We start from the raw sequence: 16,361 nt of genomic DNA, 5'->3' as shown, positions 1-16,361 counted from the left end.
TAACAGGAACCTGGAGAGCCTTTCTTGAGCCAGGAATATACAGAAGATAAAGAAGTTACCTTGAGAAAACTCAGCAGCGGTCGCCGTTTGCTCGAAGCTGTGTTGATTGTGGTAGCCATTTTTGCCATTTACCTCATGGCTGCCTTGGTCAGTTTTAATCCCTCTGACCCAAGCTGGTCGCAGACCGCGTGGCATGAGCCTATTCATAACCTGGGCGGTGGCGTCGGGGCCTGGATGGCCGACACATTGTTCTTCACCTTCGGGGTACTCGCCTATGCGATACCGCCGATCATGCTGGTGCTGTGCTGGGCGGCTTACCGTCAGCGCGGCAATGGCGAATACATCGACTATTTTGCGCTTTCACTGCGCCTGATCGGCACGTTGGCGCTGGTGCTCACCTCGTGTGGCCTGGCGGCATTGAATGTCGACGACCTCTATTACTTCGCATCCGGCGGCGTGATTGGCAGCTTGCTGAGCAACGCCATGTTGCCGTGGTTCAACGGTATCGGCGCCACCCTGGGGCTGTTGTGCGTTTGGGCTGCGGGGCTGACGCTGTTTACCGGCTGGTCCTGGTTGGTGATCGCCGAGCGCATCGGCGGCGTGGTGCTGGGTACAGCCACCTTTATGACCAACCGCTCACGTCGTGAAGACCGTTATCATGACGATGATGAGCGCTACGTCGAAGATCAGCCTGAATCCACTGACAAGGATGCCGCGCTTGCTGCGGCTACCTCGGCAACGGCGGCTAACGCGGCGGAAGACGATGTGTTGTTCTCTGCGCCTTCGGTAACGGAAACCGCCAAAATGGCGGCGGAAGATGCGGAAGATCCGTTACTCAGCGGTCTGCGGGCTAATGATGACGATGAGACCGATGCCACGCCTGTCGCGTCAGCGGTAGCCAGCGCCCCTGTCACTGCGGCACCTGTCGTGGCGCAGGCTCCGTCGGTTACTGCAGCACCTGTGGCTCCGGCCTCGGTGAACCAGCATCCGATGAGTGCGGTAGCAGAAAACACCGCGCCGCCGCTGTATTCGTTTGAAATCCCTGAAGAAACGCCGACGCCGAAGTTGACGCGCCAGGCCGATCCTTACCGGGACGACGATGAACCGCGTATGGGGAACTGGGACGCACAGGCCGTATCGCCGTCGCCAGACCGCTCCCCGTTTGATTTTTCTGCCGCCCAGCGTGATAGCGTTGACGTCAGCGCTCCGACCGGCTTCAGCGCTGCTGAGCCTGCCGCTACCCCGTTTGGCAGCGTGAAGCCTCAGGCGCCTGCCGCAGCGGCGGCGATTGCCGGTGCTGTTGCCGCCAATACCTTTATGCCGGCCTTTAGCGCTACCAGTGATGCTAACTCGCAGGTGAAACAAGGCCTCGGCCCTGAATTACCGCGTCCTAATCCGGTACGCATTCCGACCCGTCGTGAACTGGCTTCTTATGGTATCAAACTGCCTTCGCAGCGCATGGCCGAACAGCAACAGCGCACCCGAGGGGACGATGAGCCATTGCCGAATACGGATAATCTTTCGCCAGATGATGAAGCCCTGCAGGAAGCGGCGTTACGTCAGGCATTTGCCGAGCAGCAGAGCCAGCGTTACGGTGAGGAGTCTGCGTCGGATAATCTGGATGATGAAGCTGCTCTGCAGGAGGCCGCACTGCGTCAAGCGTTTGCCAACCAGCAAAGCCAGCGCTATGGCCAGTCAGAAGTCGCGCCATCGGTGCAGCCAACTACGCCGGTCGATACCCGTAATGCGTTCGGCTTCTCGCCGATGGATGATTTGGTGGATGATGGCCCGGTTGAGCCGCTGTTCACCTTGTCGCCGCAGTTGGAAGAACGCATTGAGCAGCAAAGCGAGCGTGAAGACGATGTGCCGTTCGGTCAGTTTGAGCCCGCCGCGCCGGCTCAGCCTCAGACTCCGCCGGTACAGTCCTATCAGCCTGCTTACCAACAATCGCAGCAGCAACCGGCAGTGCAGCAACAGCCGCCAGCCTATCAGCAGCCTGTGGCGCAACCGGAACCTGCCGCTGTGCAACAACCGGCGATGGACAGCCTGATACACCCGTTCCTGATGCGCAACGATATGCCGTTGCAAAAACCGACCACGCCGTTGCCGACGCTGGATCTGCTGACCGAAGCCCCGAAAGAGGTGGAACCGATAGATTCCTTCGCGCTGGAACAAAAGGCGCGTTTGGTGGAGGCAAGCCTGGCCGATTACCGGGTGAAAGCCGACGTGGTGGATATTTTACCAGGTCCGGTCATCACCCGCTTCGAGCTGGATTTGGCTCCGGGCGTCAAGGCTGCACGTATTTCCAACCTGTCGCGCGATTTGGCGCGTTCATTGTCGACCTCCGCGGTGCGTGTGGTGGAAGTGATCCCCGGCAAGCCTTACGTCGGGTTGGAGCTGCCTAACGTCAAGCGTCAGACGGTTTATCTGCGAGAAGTGCTGGACTGCCCGGCGTTCCGTGACAATCCGTCGCCGCTGGCGATCGTATTGGGTAAAGACATTTCTGGCGAACCGGTCGTGGCCGATTTGGCGAAAATGCCACACCTGCTGGTCGCGGGGACCACCGGTTCCGGTAAGTCGGTCGGGGTCAATGCCATGATCCTGAGCATCCTGTATAAGGCCACGCCGAAAGAAGTGCGCTTTATCATGATCGACCCGAAAATGCTGGAACTGTCAGTCTATGAGGGCATTCCGCATCTGTTGACCGACGTGGTTACCGACATGAAAGACGCCGCCAATGCCCTGCGTTGGTGTGTCGCCGAGATGGAGCGTCGCTACAAGCTGATGTCTGCGCTCGGTGTGCGTAACCTGGCCGGTTATAACGAACGCGTCGATCAGGCTGAAGCCATGGGGCGTCCGATCCCGGATCCGTTCTGGAAACCGACCGACAGCATGGACATCACGCCGCCGGTACTGGAGAAAGAACCTTACATCGTGGTGATGGTCGATGAGTTTGCCGATCTCATCATGACGGTCGGTAAAAAGGTTGAGGAATTGATCGCTCGTCTGGCGCAGAAAGCGCGTGCGGCGGGGATCCACCTGGTGCTGGCAACCCAGCGTCCGTCGGTGGATGTGATCACTGGCCTGATCAAGGCCAACATCCCGACCCGTATCGCCTTTACCGTGTCCAGCAAGATTGACTCGCGCACTATCCTCGATCAGGGCGGTGCTGAATCCCTGCTGGGGATGGGTGACATGCTGTATCTGGCCCCTAACTCCTCCATTCCGGTACGTGTGCATGGTGCATTTGTGCGCGATCAGGAAGTGCATGCAGTGGTTAAGGATTGGAAAGCGCGTGAACGACCTCAATATAAAGAGGGTATCCTCAGCGCCGGTGACGACGGTGAGGGTGGAACTGGCGGCGGTCTGGACGGTGACGAAGAGCTGGATCCGCTGTTTGATCAGGCGGTGGAGTTTGTGGTGGATAAACGCCGTGCCTCTATCTCCGGCGTACAGCGCCAGTTCCGCATCGGTTATAACCGCGCCGCGCGTATCATCGAACAGATGGAAGCGCAGGGCATCGTCAGTGAGCAGGGGCACAACGGCAACCGCGAGGTGCTGGCCCCGCCACGGCATGACTGATGAAGTTTTAATCGTTGTTATTTAATTAAAAGGGCCGCTTAGCGGCCCTTGTGCAAAGAAGCGTAAACCCAACGGCTTCTCGGAACATTGGCCTATCTGCCGGCGAATGGCTTCGGGTAGAGTAAAGGTGTTTAAGGGTTAATTTGACCCGCACGGCACCGCCTTGCGGTTAACGCATTTCATAAGGTATCTGGAATAATGAAAAAACTGTTAGTTGCCTGTTGTCTGCTTTCGGGTTTCGCTTCCACCTCTGTGTTGGCCGACGCCGCGCAGGATTTGCAAAGTCGTCTGGCGAAAGTGAACAGTTTCCACGCCAGCTTCTCCCAGACGGTGACCAGCAGCGATGGCGCGGCGGTACAGCAGGGTGAAGGCGAACTCTGGGTTAAGCGCCCGAATCTGTTTAACTGGCACATGACCTCGCCGGACGAGAGCGTACTGGTGTCAGATGGGCAGACCCTGTGGTTCTACAATCCCTTTGTTGAGCAGGTCACTGCCACCTGGCTGAAAAACGCCACCGGCAACACGCCGTTTATGCTGATCACCCGTAATAACGCCAATGATTGGAAACAGTACAACGTTAAGCAGAAGGGTAATGATTTTGAGCTGACGCCAAAATCCAGCAGCGGCAACCTGAAACAGTTCGCCATTACCGTGGATAACAGCGGCACTATCCGCAGTTTTGCCGCGGTTGAGCAGGACGGCCAACGCAGTTCTTACGCGCTGAAAAGCCAGCAGAATGTCGCGGCTGATGCCAGCAAATTCAAATTTACCCCGCCGAAGGGGGTGACGCTGGACGACCAGCGCCAGTGAGGTCCGCGTGAGTAATATGTCGCTCGATTTTTCCCAGAATGAATTCCAGCCGTTGGCCGCGCGGATGCGGCCGACTACGCTGGCACAATACATCGGCCAGCAGCATCTGTTGGCTGCCGGTAAGCCTTTGCCGCGGGCTATCGAGGCGGGACAACTGCATTCGATGATTCTGTGGGGGCCACCGGGCACCGGGAAAACGACGCTGGCGGAATTGATCGGCCGTTACGGCCAGGCGGACGTCGAACGTATTTCTGCCGTCACGTCCGGGATTAAAGAGATCCGCGAGGCGATTGAGCGCGCACGTCAAAACCGTGACTCCGGTCGCCGCACTATCCTGTTTGTCGATGAGGTGCACCGCTTCAACAAAAGCCAGCAGGATGCCTTCCTGCCGCATATTGAAGACGGCACCATCACCTTTATCGGCGCCACCACCGAAAACCCGTCCTTTGAGCTTAACTCGGCGTTGTTGTCGCGTGCTCGCGTCTATTTGCTGAAGGCACTGACTGCCGAAGATATCAGTCAGGTGCTGGATCAGGCGATGCAAGACAACAACCGGGGTTTGGGTGGCCAGAATATCGAACTGCCGGAAGAGACGCGCCGCATGCTGTCGGAGTTGGTGGGCGGCGACGCCCGTCGGGCGCTGAACAGCCTGGAGATGATGGCGGACATGGCGGAAATCAACGCCAAAGGCATCCGCGTATTGACACCGGAATTACTGAAAGAAGTCTCCGGGGAACGCAGTGCGCGTTTCGATAATAAAGGCGACCGCTTTTACGATCTGATCTCGGCGCTGCATAAATCGGTGCGTGGTTCAGCACCGGACGCAGCGCTGTACTGGTATGCCCGTATTATTACCGCCGGGGGCGATCCCTTGTACGTGGCACGCCGGTTGCTGGCGATTGCTTCTGAAGATGTCGGTAATGCTGACCCGCGTGGTATGCAGGTGGCTATTGCGGCCTGGGACTGCTTCACTCGGGTAGGGCCGGCGGAGGGCGAACGGGCGATAGCCCAGGCTATCGTCTATCTGGCCTGTGCGCCAAAAAGCAACGCGGTTTATACCGCCTTCAAAGCGGCAATACGTGACGCCAAAGAGATGGCTGATTATGACGTCCCCGAGCACTTGCGCAATGCGCCAACCAAGCTGATGAAGGAAATGGGGTTGGGTGCAGAATATCGCTATGCCCACGACGAACCCAATGCCTATGCCGCCGGTGAAGATTACTTCCCGCCCGAAATGGCCAAGACGCGTTACTATCATCCAACCACTCGCGGGCTGGAAGGTAAAATCGGTGAAAAGCTGGCATGGCTTGCTGAGCAGGATCAAAATAGCCAGACAAAACGCTACCGCTAGCGTTGCCGTTGCGGTAAGGTTAGCGGGTATCACTCTTCCTTTATGCGGCTATAAATTCAGCCGAATAAAACATCAAATTTTCTTTCAATAACAATAAGCACAGGATTAGCATGCTCGATCCCAATCTGCTGCGTAATGAGCTAGACGCAGTCGCCGTCAAACTGGCTCGCCGAGGCTTTAAACTCGATCTGGATCTGCTGCGTTCTCAAGAAGAGCGTCGCAAAGTTCTGCAGGTAGAAACCGAAACGCTGCAGGCAGAACGTAACTCCCGATCGAAATCCATCGGCGCGGCTAAAGCGCGCGGGGAAGACATTGAGCCGCTGCGTCGCGAAGTCAACGAACTGGGTGACAAGTTGGACACGGCCAAGGCCGCGCTGGACCAGCTGCAGGCTGAAATCCGTGACTATGCGTTGGCGATCCCGAACCTGCCTGACGATGAAGTGCCAGACGGCAAAGACGACAGCGATAACCAGGAAGTCAGCCGCTGGGGCGAACCGCGCAAGTACGATTTCCAGGTGCGCGATCATGTCGACCTGGGCGAAATGGCCGGGGGTCTGGACTTTGCCGCGGCGGTAAAACTGACGGGTTCACGCTTTGTGGTGATGAAAGGGCAAATCGCCCGCATGCACCGTGCGTTGTCCCAGTTCATGCTGGATCTGCATACCGAACAGCACGGTTACCAGGAAACCTACGTTCCTTATCTGGTTAACCATGCCACGCTGTACGGTACCGGCCAATTGCCGAAGTTTGGTGAAGACTTGTTCCACACCAAACCGCTGGAAGAAGAGTCCGACAGCAGCAACTATGCGCTGATCCCAACGGCAGAAGTACCATTGACCAACCTGGTACGTGACGAGATCCTGGAAGAGGAATCTCTGCCGCTGAAGTTGACCGCGCATACGCCTTGTTTCCGTGCCGAAGCCGGTTCTTATGGCCGTGACACACGTGGTTTGATCCGCATGCACCAGTTCGACAAAGTTGAGATGGTGCAGATCGTCCGGCCGGAAGACTCTATGGCTACGCTGGAAGAGCTGACCGGCCATGCAGAGAAAGTGCTGCAGTTGCTGAACCTGCCATACCGCAAAATGTTGCTGTGTACCGGTGACATGGGCGCAGGTTCATGCAAGACCTACGATCTGGAAGTGTGGCTGCCAGCGCAGGACACTTACCGTGAGATCTCATCTTGCTCCAACATGTGGGATTATCAGGCGCGCCGTATGCAAGCCCGCTGCCGCAGCAAAACCGAGAAGAAGCCGCGCCTGGTGCATACGCTGAACGGGTCTGGTCTGGCAGTAGGTCGCACGCTGGTGGCGGTGCTGGAAAACTACCAGCAGGCCGATGGCCGTATTCAGGTACCAGAAGTATTACGCCCATATATGGGTGGCCTGGAATATATCGGTTAATAAGATAGCTGTTCCACGAAAAGCGCCTACGGGCGCTTTTTTTATAAGAAAATCGTTACCCCTTTGTTCGAAAGCCCTTTTTCTTTCAGATACTTCCCCCGCTTTATTGATAGCAGACAAAGTTCACTACTCACTTCTGAGTAATATCCACTCATAGAGGAGGGCTTTTGCTCAGGCTCATCAACAGACATCGGATCTGTCTCCTCTGATCGCTGCCTTGAATCAAGGGCATAACGTTTATCAATACCAGGGTAAAACGTGGAGTGAGTTATGTCGGAAAACAAAACAAACCGTCAGGAGTCTGGGGGATTCAGCCGTCGTACGTTGGTAAAATCCAGCGGCATAGTCGGGTTGGCGCTGGCCGTCGGGGGTATAGCATTGCCCTTTAGCCGGCGTGCTTTAGCGGTTTCAATCAGTGAAAGTGTGCTACAAGCCGCACAGGACAAAGTCGTCTGGGGCGCTTGTTCGGTTAACTGTGGCAGTCGTTGTGCCTTGCGTTTACACGTCCGTGACGACGAAGTTTATTGGGTCGAAACCGATAACACTGGCCTGGATGAGTATGGCGACCACCAGGTGCGAGCCTGTTTACGCGGTCGTACTATTCGTCGCCGAATGAACCATCCTGACCGTCTGAATTATCCCATGAAGCGCGTCGGTAAACGCGGGGAAGGCAAATTCAAACGTATCAGTTGGGACGAAGCTTATGATGCCATCGCCAACAACCTGAAGCGGATTGTCGGGCAATACGGCAACGAGGCGGTATATATCAATTACACCTCGGGCATTGTCGGCGGCAATATTACCCGCTCATCGCCGAATGCTTCACTGGTCGCCCGTCTGATGAATTGCTATGGCGGTTACCTGAGCCAGTATGGCACTTACAGCACTGCGCAAATCGCCTGCGCTATGCCTTACACCTATGGCAGCAATGAAGGTAACAGCACCTCGGATATTGAAAACAGCAAACTGGTGGTGATGTTCGGTAATAACCCGGCGGAAACGCGGATGAGTGGGGGAGGTATTACCTATTATCTGGAGCAGGCGCGTGAACGCTCTAATGCACGGATGATCGTTATCGATCCACGTTATACCGATACTGCCGCCGGACGTGAGGATGAATGGATCCCTATTCGGCCAGGTACGGATGCGGCATTAGTGGCTGGACTGGCGCACGTGTTGATCAGCGAGAATCTGGTCGATCAACCCTTCCTGGACCAATATTGCGTTGGCTACGACGAAAAAACCCTACCCGCCGATGCTCCAATAAATGGCCATTACAAGGCCTATATTCTTGGGCTGGGTGAGGACGGCGTTGAAAAAACGCCGCAGTGGGCGGCAAAAATTACCGGCATTCCGACAGATCGCATTATCAAACTGGCAAGGGAAATAGGCAGCGCGAAACCGGCCTATATCTGCCAGGGCTGGGGGCCGCAGCGGCAGGCCAACGGTGAACTGACCTCTCGGGCCATCGCTATGCTGCCGATTCTGACCGGCAATGTTGGCATTAATGGCGGCAACAGTGGGGCGCGTGAATCCACCTATACCATCACCATTGAGCGTATGCCGGTATTGACCAACCCGGTCAAAGCGCAAATCTCCTGTTTTAGCTGGACTGATGCCATTGCACGAGGCCCGGAAATGACCGCCAGGCGCGATGGGGTTCGTGGCCAGGATAAACTGAACGTACCGATCAAGTTCATCTGGAACTATGCCGGTAATACCATCACCAACCAGCACTCCGACATCAATAAAACCCACGATATTTTGCAGGACGATTCCCAATGCGAAATGATAGTGGTGCTGGAAAACTTTATGACCTCGTCGGCGAAATATGCCGATATTCTGCTGCCGGATCTGATGACCGTCGAACAGGAAGACATTATTCCCAACGACTATGCCGGTAACATGGGCTATCTGATCTTTATTCAACCCGCCACTTCCGCCAAATTCGAACGTAAGGGCATCTATGAGGTGCTGAGTGAAGTGGCGCGTCGTTTGGGGCCAGAGGTGCATCAGAAATTCACCGAAGGGCGTTCCCAGGCACAATGGCTGCAATATTTGTACGCCAAAATGCAGGCGCGGGATCCCCTGCTGCCGGGCTATGAAGCGTTACGCAATATGGGGATCTACAAGCGTAAAGATCCCAATGGCCATTTCGTGGCTTACAAAAATTTCCGTCAGGATCCCGAAGCGAACCCGTTAAAAACGCCGTCCGGCAAGATAGAAATCTATTCCAGTCGACTGGCTGAGATCGCCAACGACTGGCAACTGGAGAAAGACGAAACCATCAGCCCGTTACCGGTTTATGCCTCTACCTTTGAAGGCTGGGACGATCCGCTGCGTAAAACCTACCCGCTGCAAATGTTTGGCTTTCACTACAAGGCCCGTACCCACTCCTCGTACGGCAATATCGATATTTTGCAGGCGGCCTGCCGCCAGGAAGTGTGGATCAACCCACTGGATGCGCAATCGCGTGGGATCCTCGCTGGTGACAAGGTGCGGGTGTTCAACGGCCGTGGCGAAGTACGGGTCGAAGCCAAGGTAACGCCACGCATCATGCCGGGTGTGGTAGCCATGGGTCAGGGAGCCTGGCATCAGGCGGATATGAGCGGCGATCGGGTCGATCATGGCGCCTGCATGAATACTCTGACCACCCATCGTCCCTCGCCTTTGGCGAAGGGGAATCCGCAGCATACCAATCTGATTCAAATCGAAAAGGTATAAGGGGTAGCCAATGACTCAGCAATATGGATTCTTTATCGATTCAAGTCGTTGCACCGGCTGCAAAACCTGCGAACTGGCCTGCAAGGACTACAAAAACCTGACGCCAGATGTCAGCTTCCGCCGCATCTATGAATATGCCGGAGGCGATTGGCAGCAGGATGGCGAAGGCTGGCAACAAAACGTGTTTGCCTATTATTTGTCGATTGCCTGCAACCATTGTGAAGATCCCGCCTGTACCAAAGTGTGCCCGACCGGTGCGATGCACAAACGGGAAGATGGCTTTGTGGTGGTGAATGAAGAGGTGTGTATTGGGTGTCGCTATTGCCACATGGCCTGTCCGTACGGCGCGCCGCAGTACAATGCGGCCAAAGGGCACATGACCAAATGCGATGGTTGCCATGAGCGAGTGGCAGAAGGCAACAAGCCTATCTGCGTGGAGTCCTGCCCGCTGCGGGCCCTGGACTTTGGTCCTATCGAGCAACTACGCCAGCAGCATGGCACTTTAGCACAGGTGGCCCCGCTACCGGCGGCGCATTTTACCCGGCCGTGCATCGTGCTGAAACCCAATGCCAATAGTCGACCGAGTGGTGATACCACGGGTTATCTGGCCAATCCGAAGGAGGTTTAATATGGGCATGGGATGGCATGAATGGCCGCTGATGCTGTTTACCGTATTGGGGCAATCTGTGGTGGGGGCGATCATCGTTATGGGAATTGCGGTGATCGGTGGCAATCTGAACCAGCAGCAGGACCGGGCGGTGCATCGCTCAATGTTCTTCTTATGGTTGCTGATGGGCATCGCTTTTGTCGCATCTACCCTGCACCTGGGTTCACCGTTACGGGCGTTTAACTCTTTAAACCGCGTCGGCGCGTCGGCGTTGAGCAACGAAATTGCCGGTGGCGCGTTGTTCTTAGCCGTCGGGGGGGTCTATTGGCTACTGGCGGTGCTGGGCAAAATGCCAGCGGCGTTGGGCAAAGTGTGGCTGTGGGTGACCATGGCATTGGGCATAGTCTTTGTTTACGCCATGACGCGGGTGTATCAAATCGATACTGTGCCAACCTGGCATAACGGTTACACTACGCTGAACTTTTTCCTGACGACGCTGATCGGCGGGCCGTTGCTGGGAGTTCTGTTATTGCGTGCGGCTGGATTAGCGGTATCAGCCCGCTATTCGCTGGCTATTCTGAGCGTAGTGGCGCTGTTGGTAAGCCTGGGTGCGGTGATGATGCAAGGCTATGAGTTGGCCAGTATCACCAGCTCGGTACAGCAGGCATCAACGTTGATCCCTCAATACGGCCAGTTAATGGTTGGGCGACTGGTGTTGGTGGTGTTAGGTTTAGGTTGTTGGATTTGCCCACTGTTGCGCCGGGGTAACGCGAGCGTGATGGGGATGGTTTTAGGTTTGATTTTGGTTATCGCTGGTGAGCTGGTAGGGCGTGGTGTGTTCTACGGCCTGCATATGACCGTTGGCATGGCGGTAGCCGGTTAATATTGTAGTCAGGCACAGTTCGCTGTGCCCTTAATAGGATCCTTGATTTATGACGCTTGAAAATATCGCTTTAACGGGCCGGGTGCTGGGTGTGTTGTTGTATGCACCGCCAGAAAGTGAAGACGGTCAACAGTTGTTGGCAACCTTGTCTGAATCTGAGTGGGTCAAAGAATGGCCGTATGGCGACGCCGAGCAGTTGCAGACTGCGGCAGCACTGATCGCCACCGGGATTGAAGATGAGCAAGAGGAGTCGTTGGCAGAGGCTTACCAACGTCTGTTTGTAGGGCCTGACACCTTACCGGCTCCGTTATGGGGTTCGGTGTATCTGGACAAAGAGAACGTGCTGTTTGGCAATTCCACCCTGCGTCTGCGCCGGTGGTTACGTTCGAATGGCATTGATGCACAACACGATCGCAATGAGCCGGAAGATCATATCGGCACCTTGTTGATGATGGTGGCATGGTTAGCTGAAGAACGTCAGGGTGGGCTGGTTGAACAGTTGCTGACCAAGCATGTGCTGCCTTGGGCTCCGCGTTATCTGGAGTTGTTGCAAGCGAATGCACAGCATCCTTTCTATCAGGGGCTGGCACAATTGGCGCAAATTACCCTGAGCGCCTGGGGTGAAGAATGCACTGCCGAAGTTGAGTCTTTGGACCTGCATTTCTGATAAAAAATGAACGGCCGTCAGGCGTACAAACGCCGGCGGCTGTTCATCGGTTCGGCATACGGCGAAACGTACCGATTCGCAGACATTGTCACCTACAGCGGTGGCCAGTTGGCGAACGCGCTGAATCACCGATAAAAGCTCAGCCTGGGTGCTGGCAATATCACTCAACAGTGTAGTGACGGCAGTCTCTGTTTTGCTTTCCATCATGTCCTTCCTCCCCGCGAATTTTATCAGTGCTCAGCATAAAGGTTTTTGCTCTGAGTTGTGCCTGCCAGCCTGTGTAATACAAATTGTGCGGTGTACTGATAAGAGCTGATTGACTTTTTTATCGCCAGTGGCATGATGCGCGCACTCTCATTGCGCGTTCGGTTTTAATCTCACTATGTCCGCATATTCCCGCCCAGTGCTCCTGCTGCTCTGTGGCCTGTTGTTGCTCACGGTTTCTATTGCCGTATTGAATACGTTAGTTCCTCTTTGGTTAACCCATGCTCAGTTGTCAACCTGGCAGGTGGGAATGGTAAGTTCTTCTTACTTTACCGGCAATCTGTTCGGCACGCTGATTGCGGGCAAACTGATCCAGCGCATTGGCTTTACCCGCAGCTATCATCTTGCCTGCGTGGTGTTCGCCGTGGCGACTGCCGGTATGGCGTTGTCGCTTGATTTCTGGAGTTGGATGGGGTGGCGTTTCTTTGCCGGTATCGGCTGTGCCTGGATTTGGGTGATTGTTGAGAGTGCCTTACTGCGCAGCGGTAATCTTTCCAACCGTGGCCAACTGCTGGCGGCCTATATGATGGTTTACTACCTCGGTACGGTGGTCGGCCAACTGCTGTTGAGTATGGTGTCTACCGAACTGTTGAACGTGGTGCCTTGGGTGACTGCCATTGTGATCAGCGCCATGTTGCCGATGTTGTTTGCCCGGGTTAACAGCCAGCACGATGAACCCCAACAGGCCGCGGTATGGCCGATGCTGAAACGCCGCAGTGCCCGGTTGGGTATCAATGGCTGCATTATCTCCGGGATTGTGCTTGGTTCACTGTATGGTCTGATGCCGCTGTATTTATCCCATCAGGGGATGAGTGATGCCAACGTCGGTTACTGGATGGCGTTGCTGGTCAGCTCCGGCATTGTTGGCCAATGGCCGGTAGGGCGATTGGCTGACCGCTATGGCCGCCTGCTGGTACTGCGCATTCAGGTGTTTGTGGTGATCCTCGCCAGCGTGGCGATGCTCAGTCACTCTGCCATGGCACCATCGCTGTTCATTCTCGGCTGTGCCGGCTTTACCCTGTATCCGGTGGCGATGTCCTGGGCCTGTGAGAAGACGTTGCCGCATGAGCTGGTGGCAATGAACCAGGCGCTATTGATGAGTTACACCATCGGCAGCCTGATCGGCCCGTCGATGACGGCGCTACTGATGCAAAATTATTCCGACCAATCGCTGTTTGTGATGATCGCCGCGGTGGCTCTGGTTTATCTGATGATGCTATTGAAAAAGCCGGACCCGCAACACACTCCGTTTGCTGCCGCCTGAGCATAAAAAACCCGGCCATACCTTGCCGGGTTTTTTATTGTGGCTAACAGAATCAATACATCACTTTGTGGCCGTAGCTTTCCAGAATACCTTTGACGCGCTCCATAGTGTCCGCTTTCGGCGGATGAACTCCGTCCAGCTTGTACTCTTCCCCCATCGCTATCCACTTGTGCTTGCCCAGTTCGTGGTAAGGCAGCAGTTCGATTTTCTCGATGTTGGTCATGTCCTTGGTAAACTCACCCAGCAGGTGCGTTGACTTGTCATCATCTGACCAACCCGGCACCACCACATAACGGATCCAGGTGCGCTGATTGCGCTTCGCCAAATAGCGGGCGAATTCCAGTGTGCGGTGGTTAGAAACGCCGACCAGATTCTGGTGAATGTCGTCGTTCATCTGTTTGAGATCCAGCATCACCAGGTCGGTGGTATCCAGCAGTTCATCGATCACTGGATCGTAACGCCGTACAAAACCGTTGGTGTCCAGACAGGTGTTGATACCTTCTTCATGACAAGCCCGGAACCAATCGCGGACGAATTCGGCCTGCAGAATAGCCTCGCCGCCGGAAGCCGTAACGCCGCCACCGGAGGCATTCATAAAGTGGCGATAGGAGACGGTGTCTTTCATCAATTCTTCGACGGTGACTTCTTTCCCTCCGTGGGTATCCCAGGTATCACGGTTGTGGCAATACAGGCAGCGCATCAGGCAGCCCTGAAAGAAAACGATAAAGCGGATCCCTGGGCCATCTACGGTGCCACAGGATTCGAAGGAGTGGATGCGACCTGTCACTGACATCGCGGCCCCTGCTGCATCAGGGGTTTCCTTTATAATACAATCGTTTGTCATATTTATATGGTCTCAAATAGTGCTAAATAGTGCTGCTTGGTGGACATTATATGGACATTCCATTGAGCGGATTTAACGCTACAGCATCATGTAAAAAGTCTGGCGCAAAATGCGCGTAAATCATGGTCTGCTGTATCGTTGAGTGCCCGAGTATCCTCTGCAATGTAATAATGTTACCCCCATTCATCATAAAATGTGTGGCGAATGTGTGCCTAAACACATGTACTGCCTGACCATCGGGGAGGTCTGGCTTCATCCGGCGGAGCACATTTCGAACGTTCTTATAATCTGGGCTATACAACAGGCCAGTAGCCTTGATTTTCACCTGACTAACCAACTCGGCCGACAGAGGAATTGTGCGGCGTTTACCGTTCTTCGTCTTCATGAACGTTAACATGTTGTTGATGATGTGCTCACCCTTCAAACTAGCAACCTCGCCCCAGCGCCCACCAGTCGCCAAACAAATTAATACAGCTTTACGGTCATCACCATCGAGCAGATCAAGAAGAGTGCAGATTTCCTCTTTTGCAAGGAAAGCCATTTCTGATTCAGGTTCTTTAAACTGCTTTATGTCCTTAAACGGATGCTGTGAGTGATACTCCTCAGCATCAATTAGCTTAGTAAACATTCCGCTTAAAATCGCATGGTGGCGATTAACGCTAGAAGCTTTCAGCCCTTGATTCAGCATATGGACTCGGTAATCTAAGATAGCTTTCCTCGTTAACTGATCCGCTCTGGATACTCCCATTTCAGCTAGTTTCGCAATGATTGCCTTTAACCGGCCGTGCTCTATCTCCCCTCTGATGTGACTCTTGCCGTGATACACCCACCAACGGTCTAATAACGCCGTCAATTTACGGCGATCTGCTGGCTTTTCGACCCATTCTTTGTTGTGAAAATTAACCAATATGTGACGTTCAAAAATTGACGCCTCGCCTTTGGTTTCAAACTTCCGCCGGATCCGTTTTCCCTCGGCTCCCTGCGGTCTGACGTCCACTTCATAACGACCATCATCGAGCTTCTTAATCGACATAAGACAGCCCTCCGACGCATTCGTCTTGGAAACAAATTGTGAAAATGTATTCTTTATAAACAGTTAGCCATTCTTTTGGCCGGATTGGGGTGATGTTGTTGAGTCTTGCCCAAAGTGTGCGAGAACCGGTGCAATTTGACCGGCCTCGGGATTAATTTCATCGAACATGAACCAATCACGATATTTGCGGAATCTAGGGTGTTTAAATATTTTAGAGCCTGCTTCAAATGACATTTTCATTCGTCCTGCCTCATAGTTCGCCAAACTACTGTAAGGAATATCAAGTAGTTGGCTCATTTCTTTACGATTCATCCTTTCTGATTCTCGCATGAGAGTCAGCTTCTCACTCTGTTCGTACGTTGACATAAATGTTCGTATCCGATAAATTTAACCCAATACAAAACCCGCAACTAGATCTATCCGGCGCTAAGTGGTGCTAGATGGAAGTGCGGGGCCAACTTGGAGGATAGCAAATGCGTGTTGAAGCTAAAACTATTACTCAGGAGGACGTGTCTGATATGGGCGATAACGTGAAAAAACGCGCTATCAATCTGTCGGCTCAGCCTTCCGCACTTTTGTCTAAAGAGGGTTTTGCTCTCTATGTGGGCAAAACCCCTGCTGCCGTTGTCGCGATGGCAAAGGCTGGCAAGCTCCCGGCGTTTTACATGGCAGACCCATTGAAGCCGGGCAGCAATGCGGAGCTGTGGATTAACAGGAAAGAATGGGACAAGTACGCCGACCAACTGGTTGAGGAAGCCGCTGAAGAGTGGCACGGATGGAAAGACCGCATCAGCACCAGCAAACCGGGTCGGGGGCGCAGTCACAATGCAGCTTAATACAATGAGCCAGCGACCTATCTCAATCGCTCCGATGCTCTGGAACCATCAGACCGGCCGCGCGCTTGATATCACTATCACCCATGGTCGAGG

Annotated in this window: 13 protein-coding genes; 10 read left to right on the top strand and 3 right to left on the bottom strand. The window is 54.4% G+C overall.

All coding sequences use genetic code 11. The features are described from left to right. Nucleotides 1-24: 24 nt before the first annotated feature. The 9 genes from F8R23_RS09195 to F8R23_RS09155 all read left to right on the top strand — a co-directional run bounded on the left by F8R23_RS09195 (nt 25) and on the right by F8R23_RS09155 (nt 13,555). The gene (locus F8R23_RS09195; protein ID WP_151415540.1) at nt 25-3,582 is read left to right on the top strand and encodes a DNA translocase FtsK 4TM domain-containing protein; all 3,558 of its coding nucleotides are present in this window, start codon (nt 25-27) and stop codon (nt 3,580-3,582) included. A 198-nt stretch (nt 3,583-3,780) separates the two neighbouring features. Continuing rightward, nucleotides 3,781-4,392 carry an outer membrane lipoprotein periplasmic chaperone LolA gene (gene lolA / locus F8R23_RS09190; RefSeq protein ID WP_085116057.1) on the top strand — a complete coding sequence of 204 codons (612 nt, stop codon included), beginning with the start codon at nt 3,781-3,783 and terminating at the stop codon, nt 4,390-4,392. Nucleotides 4,393-4,399: 7 nt separating this feature from the next. Continuing rightward, entirely contained in the window at nt 4,400-5,743 is a 1,344-nt protein-coding gene (locus F8R23_RS09185) for a replication-associated recombination protein A (protein WP_112350310.1), read from the top strand. A 110-nt stretch (nt 5,744-5,853) separates the two neighbouring features. Beyond that, the gene (gene serS / locus F8R23_RS09180) at nt 5,854-7,146 is read left to right on the top strand and encodes a serine--tRNA ligase (RefSeq protein ID WP_112350311.1); all 1,293 of its coding nucleotides are present in this window, start codon (nt 5,854-5,856) and stop codon (nt 7,144-7,146) included. A 270-nt stretch (nt 7,147-7,416) separates the two neighbouring features. Further along, nucleotides 7,417-9,870: a selenate/tellurate reductase subunit YnfE gene (gene ynfE / locus F8R23_RS09175; protein ID WP_151415539.1), complete on the top strand. Its 2,454-nt coding sequence runs from the start codon at nt 7,417-7,419 to the stop codon at nt 9,868-9,870. A gap of 10 nt (nt 9,871-9,880) precedes the next feature. Beyond that, nucleotides 9,881-10,498, top strand: a complete 618-nt coding sequence (locus F8R23_RS09170) for a DMSO/selenate family reductase complex B subunit (protein WP_085116061.1) — start codon at nt 9,881-9,883, stop codon at nt 10,496-10,498. Between the two features lies 1 nt (nt 10,499). Further along, nucleotides 10,500-11,360, top strand: a complete 861-nt coding sequence (locus F8R23_RS09165; protein ID WP_129938453.1) for a DmsC/YnfH family molybdoenzyme membrane anchor subunit — start codon at nt 10,500-10,502, stop codon at nt 11,358-11,360. 49 nt (nt 11,361-11,409) lie between these two features. Continuing rightward, the gene (dmsD, locus tag F8R23_RS09160; protein ID WP_085116062.1) at nt 11,410-12,027 is read left to right on the top strand and encodes a Tat proofreading chaperone DmsD; all 618 of its coding nucleotides are present in this window, start codon (nt 11,410-11,412) and stop codon (nt 12,025-12,027) included. A gap of 382 nt (nt 12,028-12,409) precedes the next feature. After that, nucleotides 12,410-13,555: an MFS transporter gene (locus tag F8R23_RS09155; RefSeq protein WP_112350314.1), complete on the top strand. Its 1,146-nt coding sequence runs from the start codon at nt 12,410-12,412 to the stop codon at nt 13,553-13,555. Between the two features lie 52 nt (nt 13,556-13,607). Here the strand turns inward: F8R23_RS09155 and pflA are convergent, their stop codons facing one another. From pflA to F8R23_RS09140, 3 genes are all read right to left on the bottom strand, one after another. Then, nucleotides 13,608-14,348: a pyruvate formate lyase 1-activating protein gene (pflA, locus tag F8R23_RS09150; RefSeq protein WP_129935053.1), complete on the bottom strand. Its 741-nt coding sequence runs from the start codon at nt 14,346-14,348 to the stop codon at nt 13,608-13,610. A gap of 97 nt (nt 14,349-14,445) precedes the next feature. Next, nucleotides 14,446-15,432, bottom strand: coding sequence for a phage integrase (locus F8R23_RS09145; protein WP_099061786.1), 987 nt, complete (start codon nt 15,430-15,432; stop codon nt 14,446-14,448). Nucleotides 15,433-15,495: 63 nt separating this feature from the next. Continuing rightward, nucleotides 15,496-15,798 carry a helix-turn-helix domain-containing protein gene (locus F8R23_RS09140; RefSeq protein WP_151415538.1) on the bottom strand — a complete coding sequence of 101 codons (303 nt, stop codon included), beginning with the start codon at nt 15,796-15,798 and terminating at the stop codon, nt 15,496-15,498. A gap of 107 nt (nt 15,799-15,905) precedes the next feature. Between F8R23_RS09140 and F8R23_RS09135 the strand changes: the two genes are divergently transcribed. Next, nucleotides 15,906-16,268 (top strand): Cox family DNA-binding protein, encoded by a 363-nt coding sequence (locus tag F8R23_RS09135; RefSeq protein ID WP_151415537.1) that lies wholly within the window; start codon nt 15,906-15,908, stop codon nt 16,266-16,268. Nucleotides 16,269-16,361 lie beyond the last annotated feature (93 nt).

Origin of the sequence: Serratia proteamaculans (genome assembly GCF_008830365.1) — a bacterium.
GTDB lineage: Bacteria > Pseudomonadota > Gammaproteobacteria > Enterobacterales > Enterobacteriaceae > Serratia > Serratia proteamaculans.
This window is presented reverse-complemented; position numbering and strand designations above follow the sequence as displayed.

Excerpts from the sequence above, each read along its gene's own strand:
- lolA (WP_085116057.1), top strand. The coding sequence starts at position 3,781 with ATGAAAAAACTGTTAGTTGCCTGTTGTCTGCTTTCGGGTTTCGCTTCC.
- serS (WP_112350311.1), top strand. The coding sequence starts at position 5,854 with ATGCTCGATCCCAATCTGCTGCGTAATGAGCTAGACGCAGTCGCCGTC.
- dmsD (WP_085116062.1), top strand. The coding sequence starts at position 11,410 with ATGACGCTTGAAAATATCGCTTTAACGGGCCGGGTGCTGGGTGTGTTG.
- F8R23_RS09165 (WP_129938453.1), top strand. The coding sequence starts at position 10,500 with ATGGGCATGGGATGGCATGAATGGCCGCTGATGCTGTTTACCGTATTG.
- pflA (WP_129935053.1), bottom strand. The coding sequence starts at position 14,348 with ATGTCAGTGACAGGTCGCATCCACTCCTTCGAATCCTGTGGCACCGTA.
- F8R23_RS09135 (WP_151415537.1), top strand. The coding sequence starts at position 15,906 with ATGCGTGTTGAAGCTAAAACTATTACTCAGGAGGACGTGTCTGATATG.
- F8R23_RS09155 (WP_112350314.1), top strand. The coding sequence starts at position 12,410 with ATGTCCGCATATTCCCGCCCAGTGCTCCTGCTGCTCTGTGGCCTGTTG.
- F8R23_RS09170 (WP_085116061.1), top strand. The coding sequence starts at position 9,881 with ATGACTCAGCAATATGGATTCTTTATCGATTCAAGTCGTTGCACCGGC.
- F8R23_RS09145 (WP_099061786.1), bottom strand. The coding sequence starts at position 15,432 with ATGTCGATTAAGAAGCTCGATGATGGTCGTTATGAAGTGGACGTCAGA.
- ynfE (WP_151415539.1), top strand. The coding sequence starts at position 7,417 with ATGTCGGAAAACAAAACAAACCGTCAGGAGTCTGGGGGATTCAGCCGT.
- F8R23_RS09140 (WP_151415538.1), bottom strand. The coding sequence starts at position 15,798 with ATGTCAACGTACGAACAGAGTGAGAAGCTGACTCTCATGCGAGAATCA.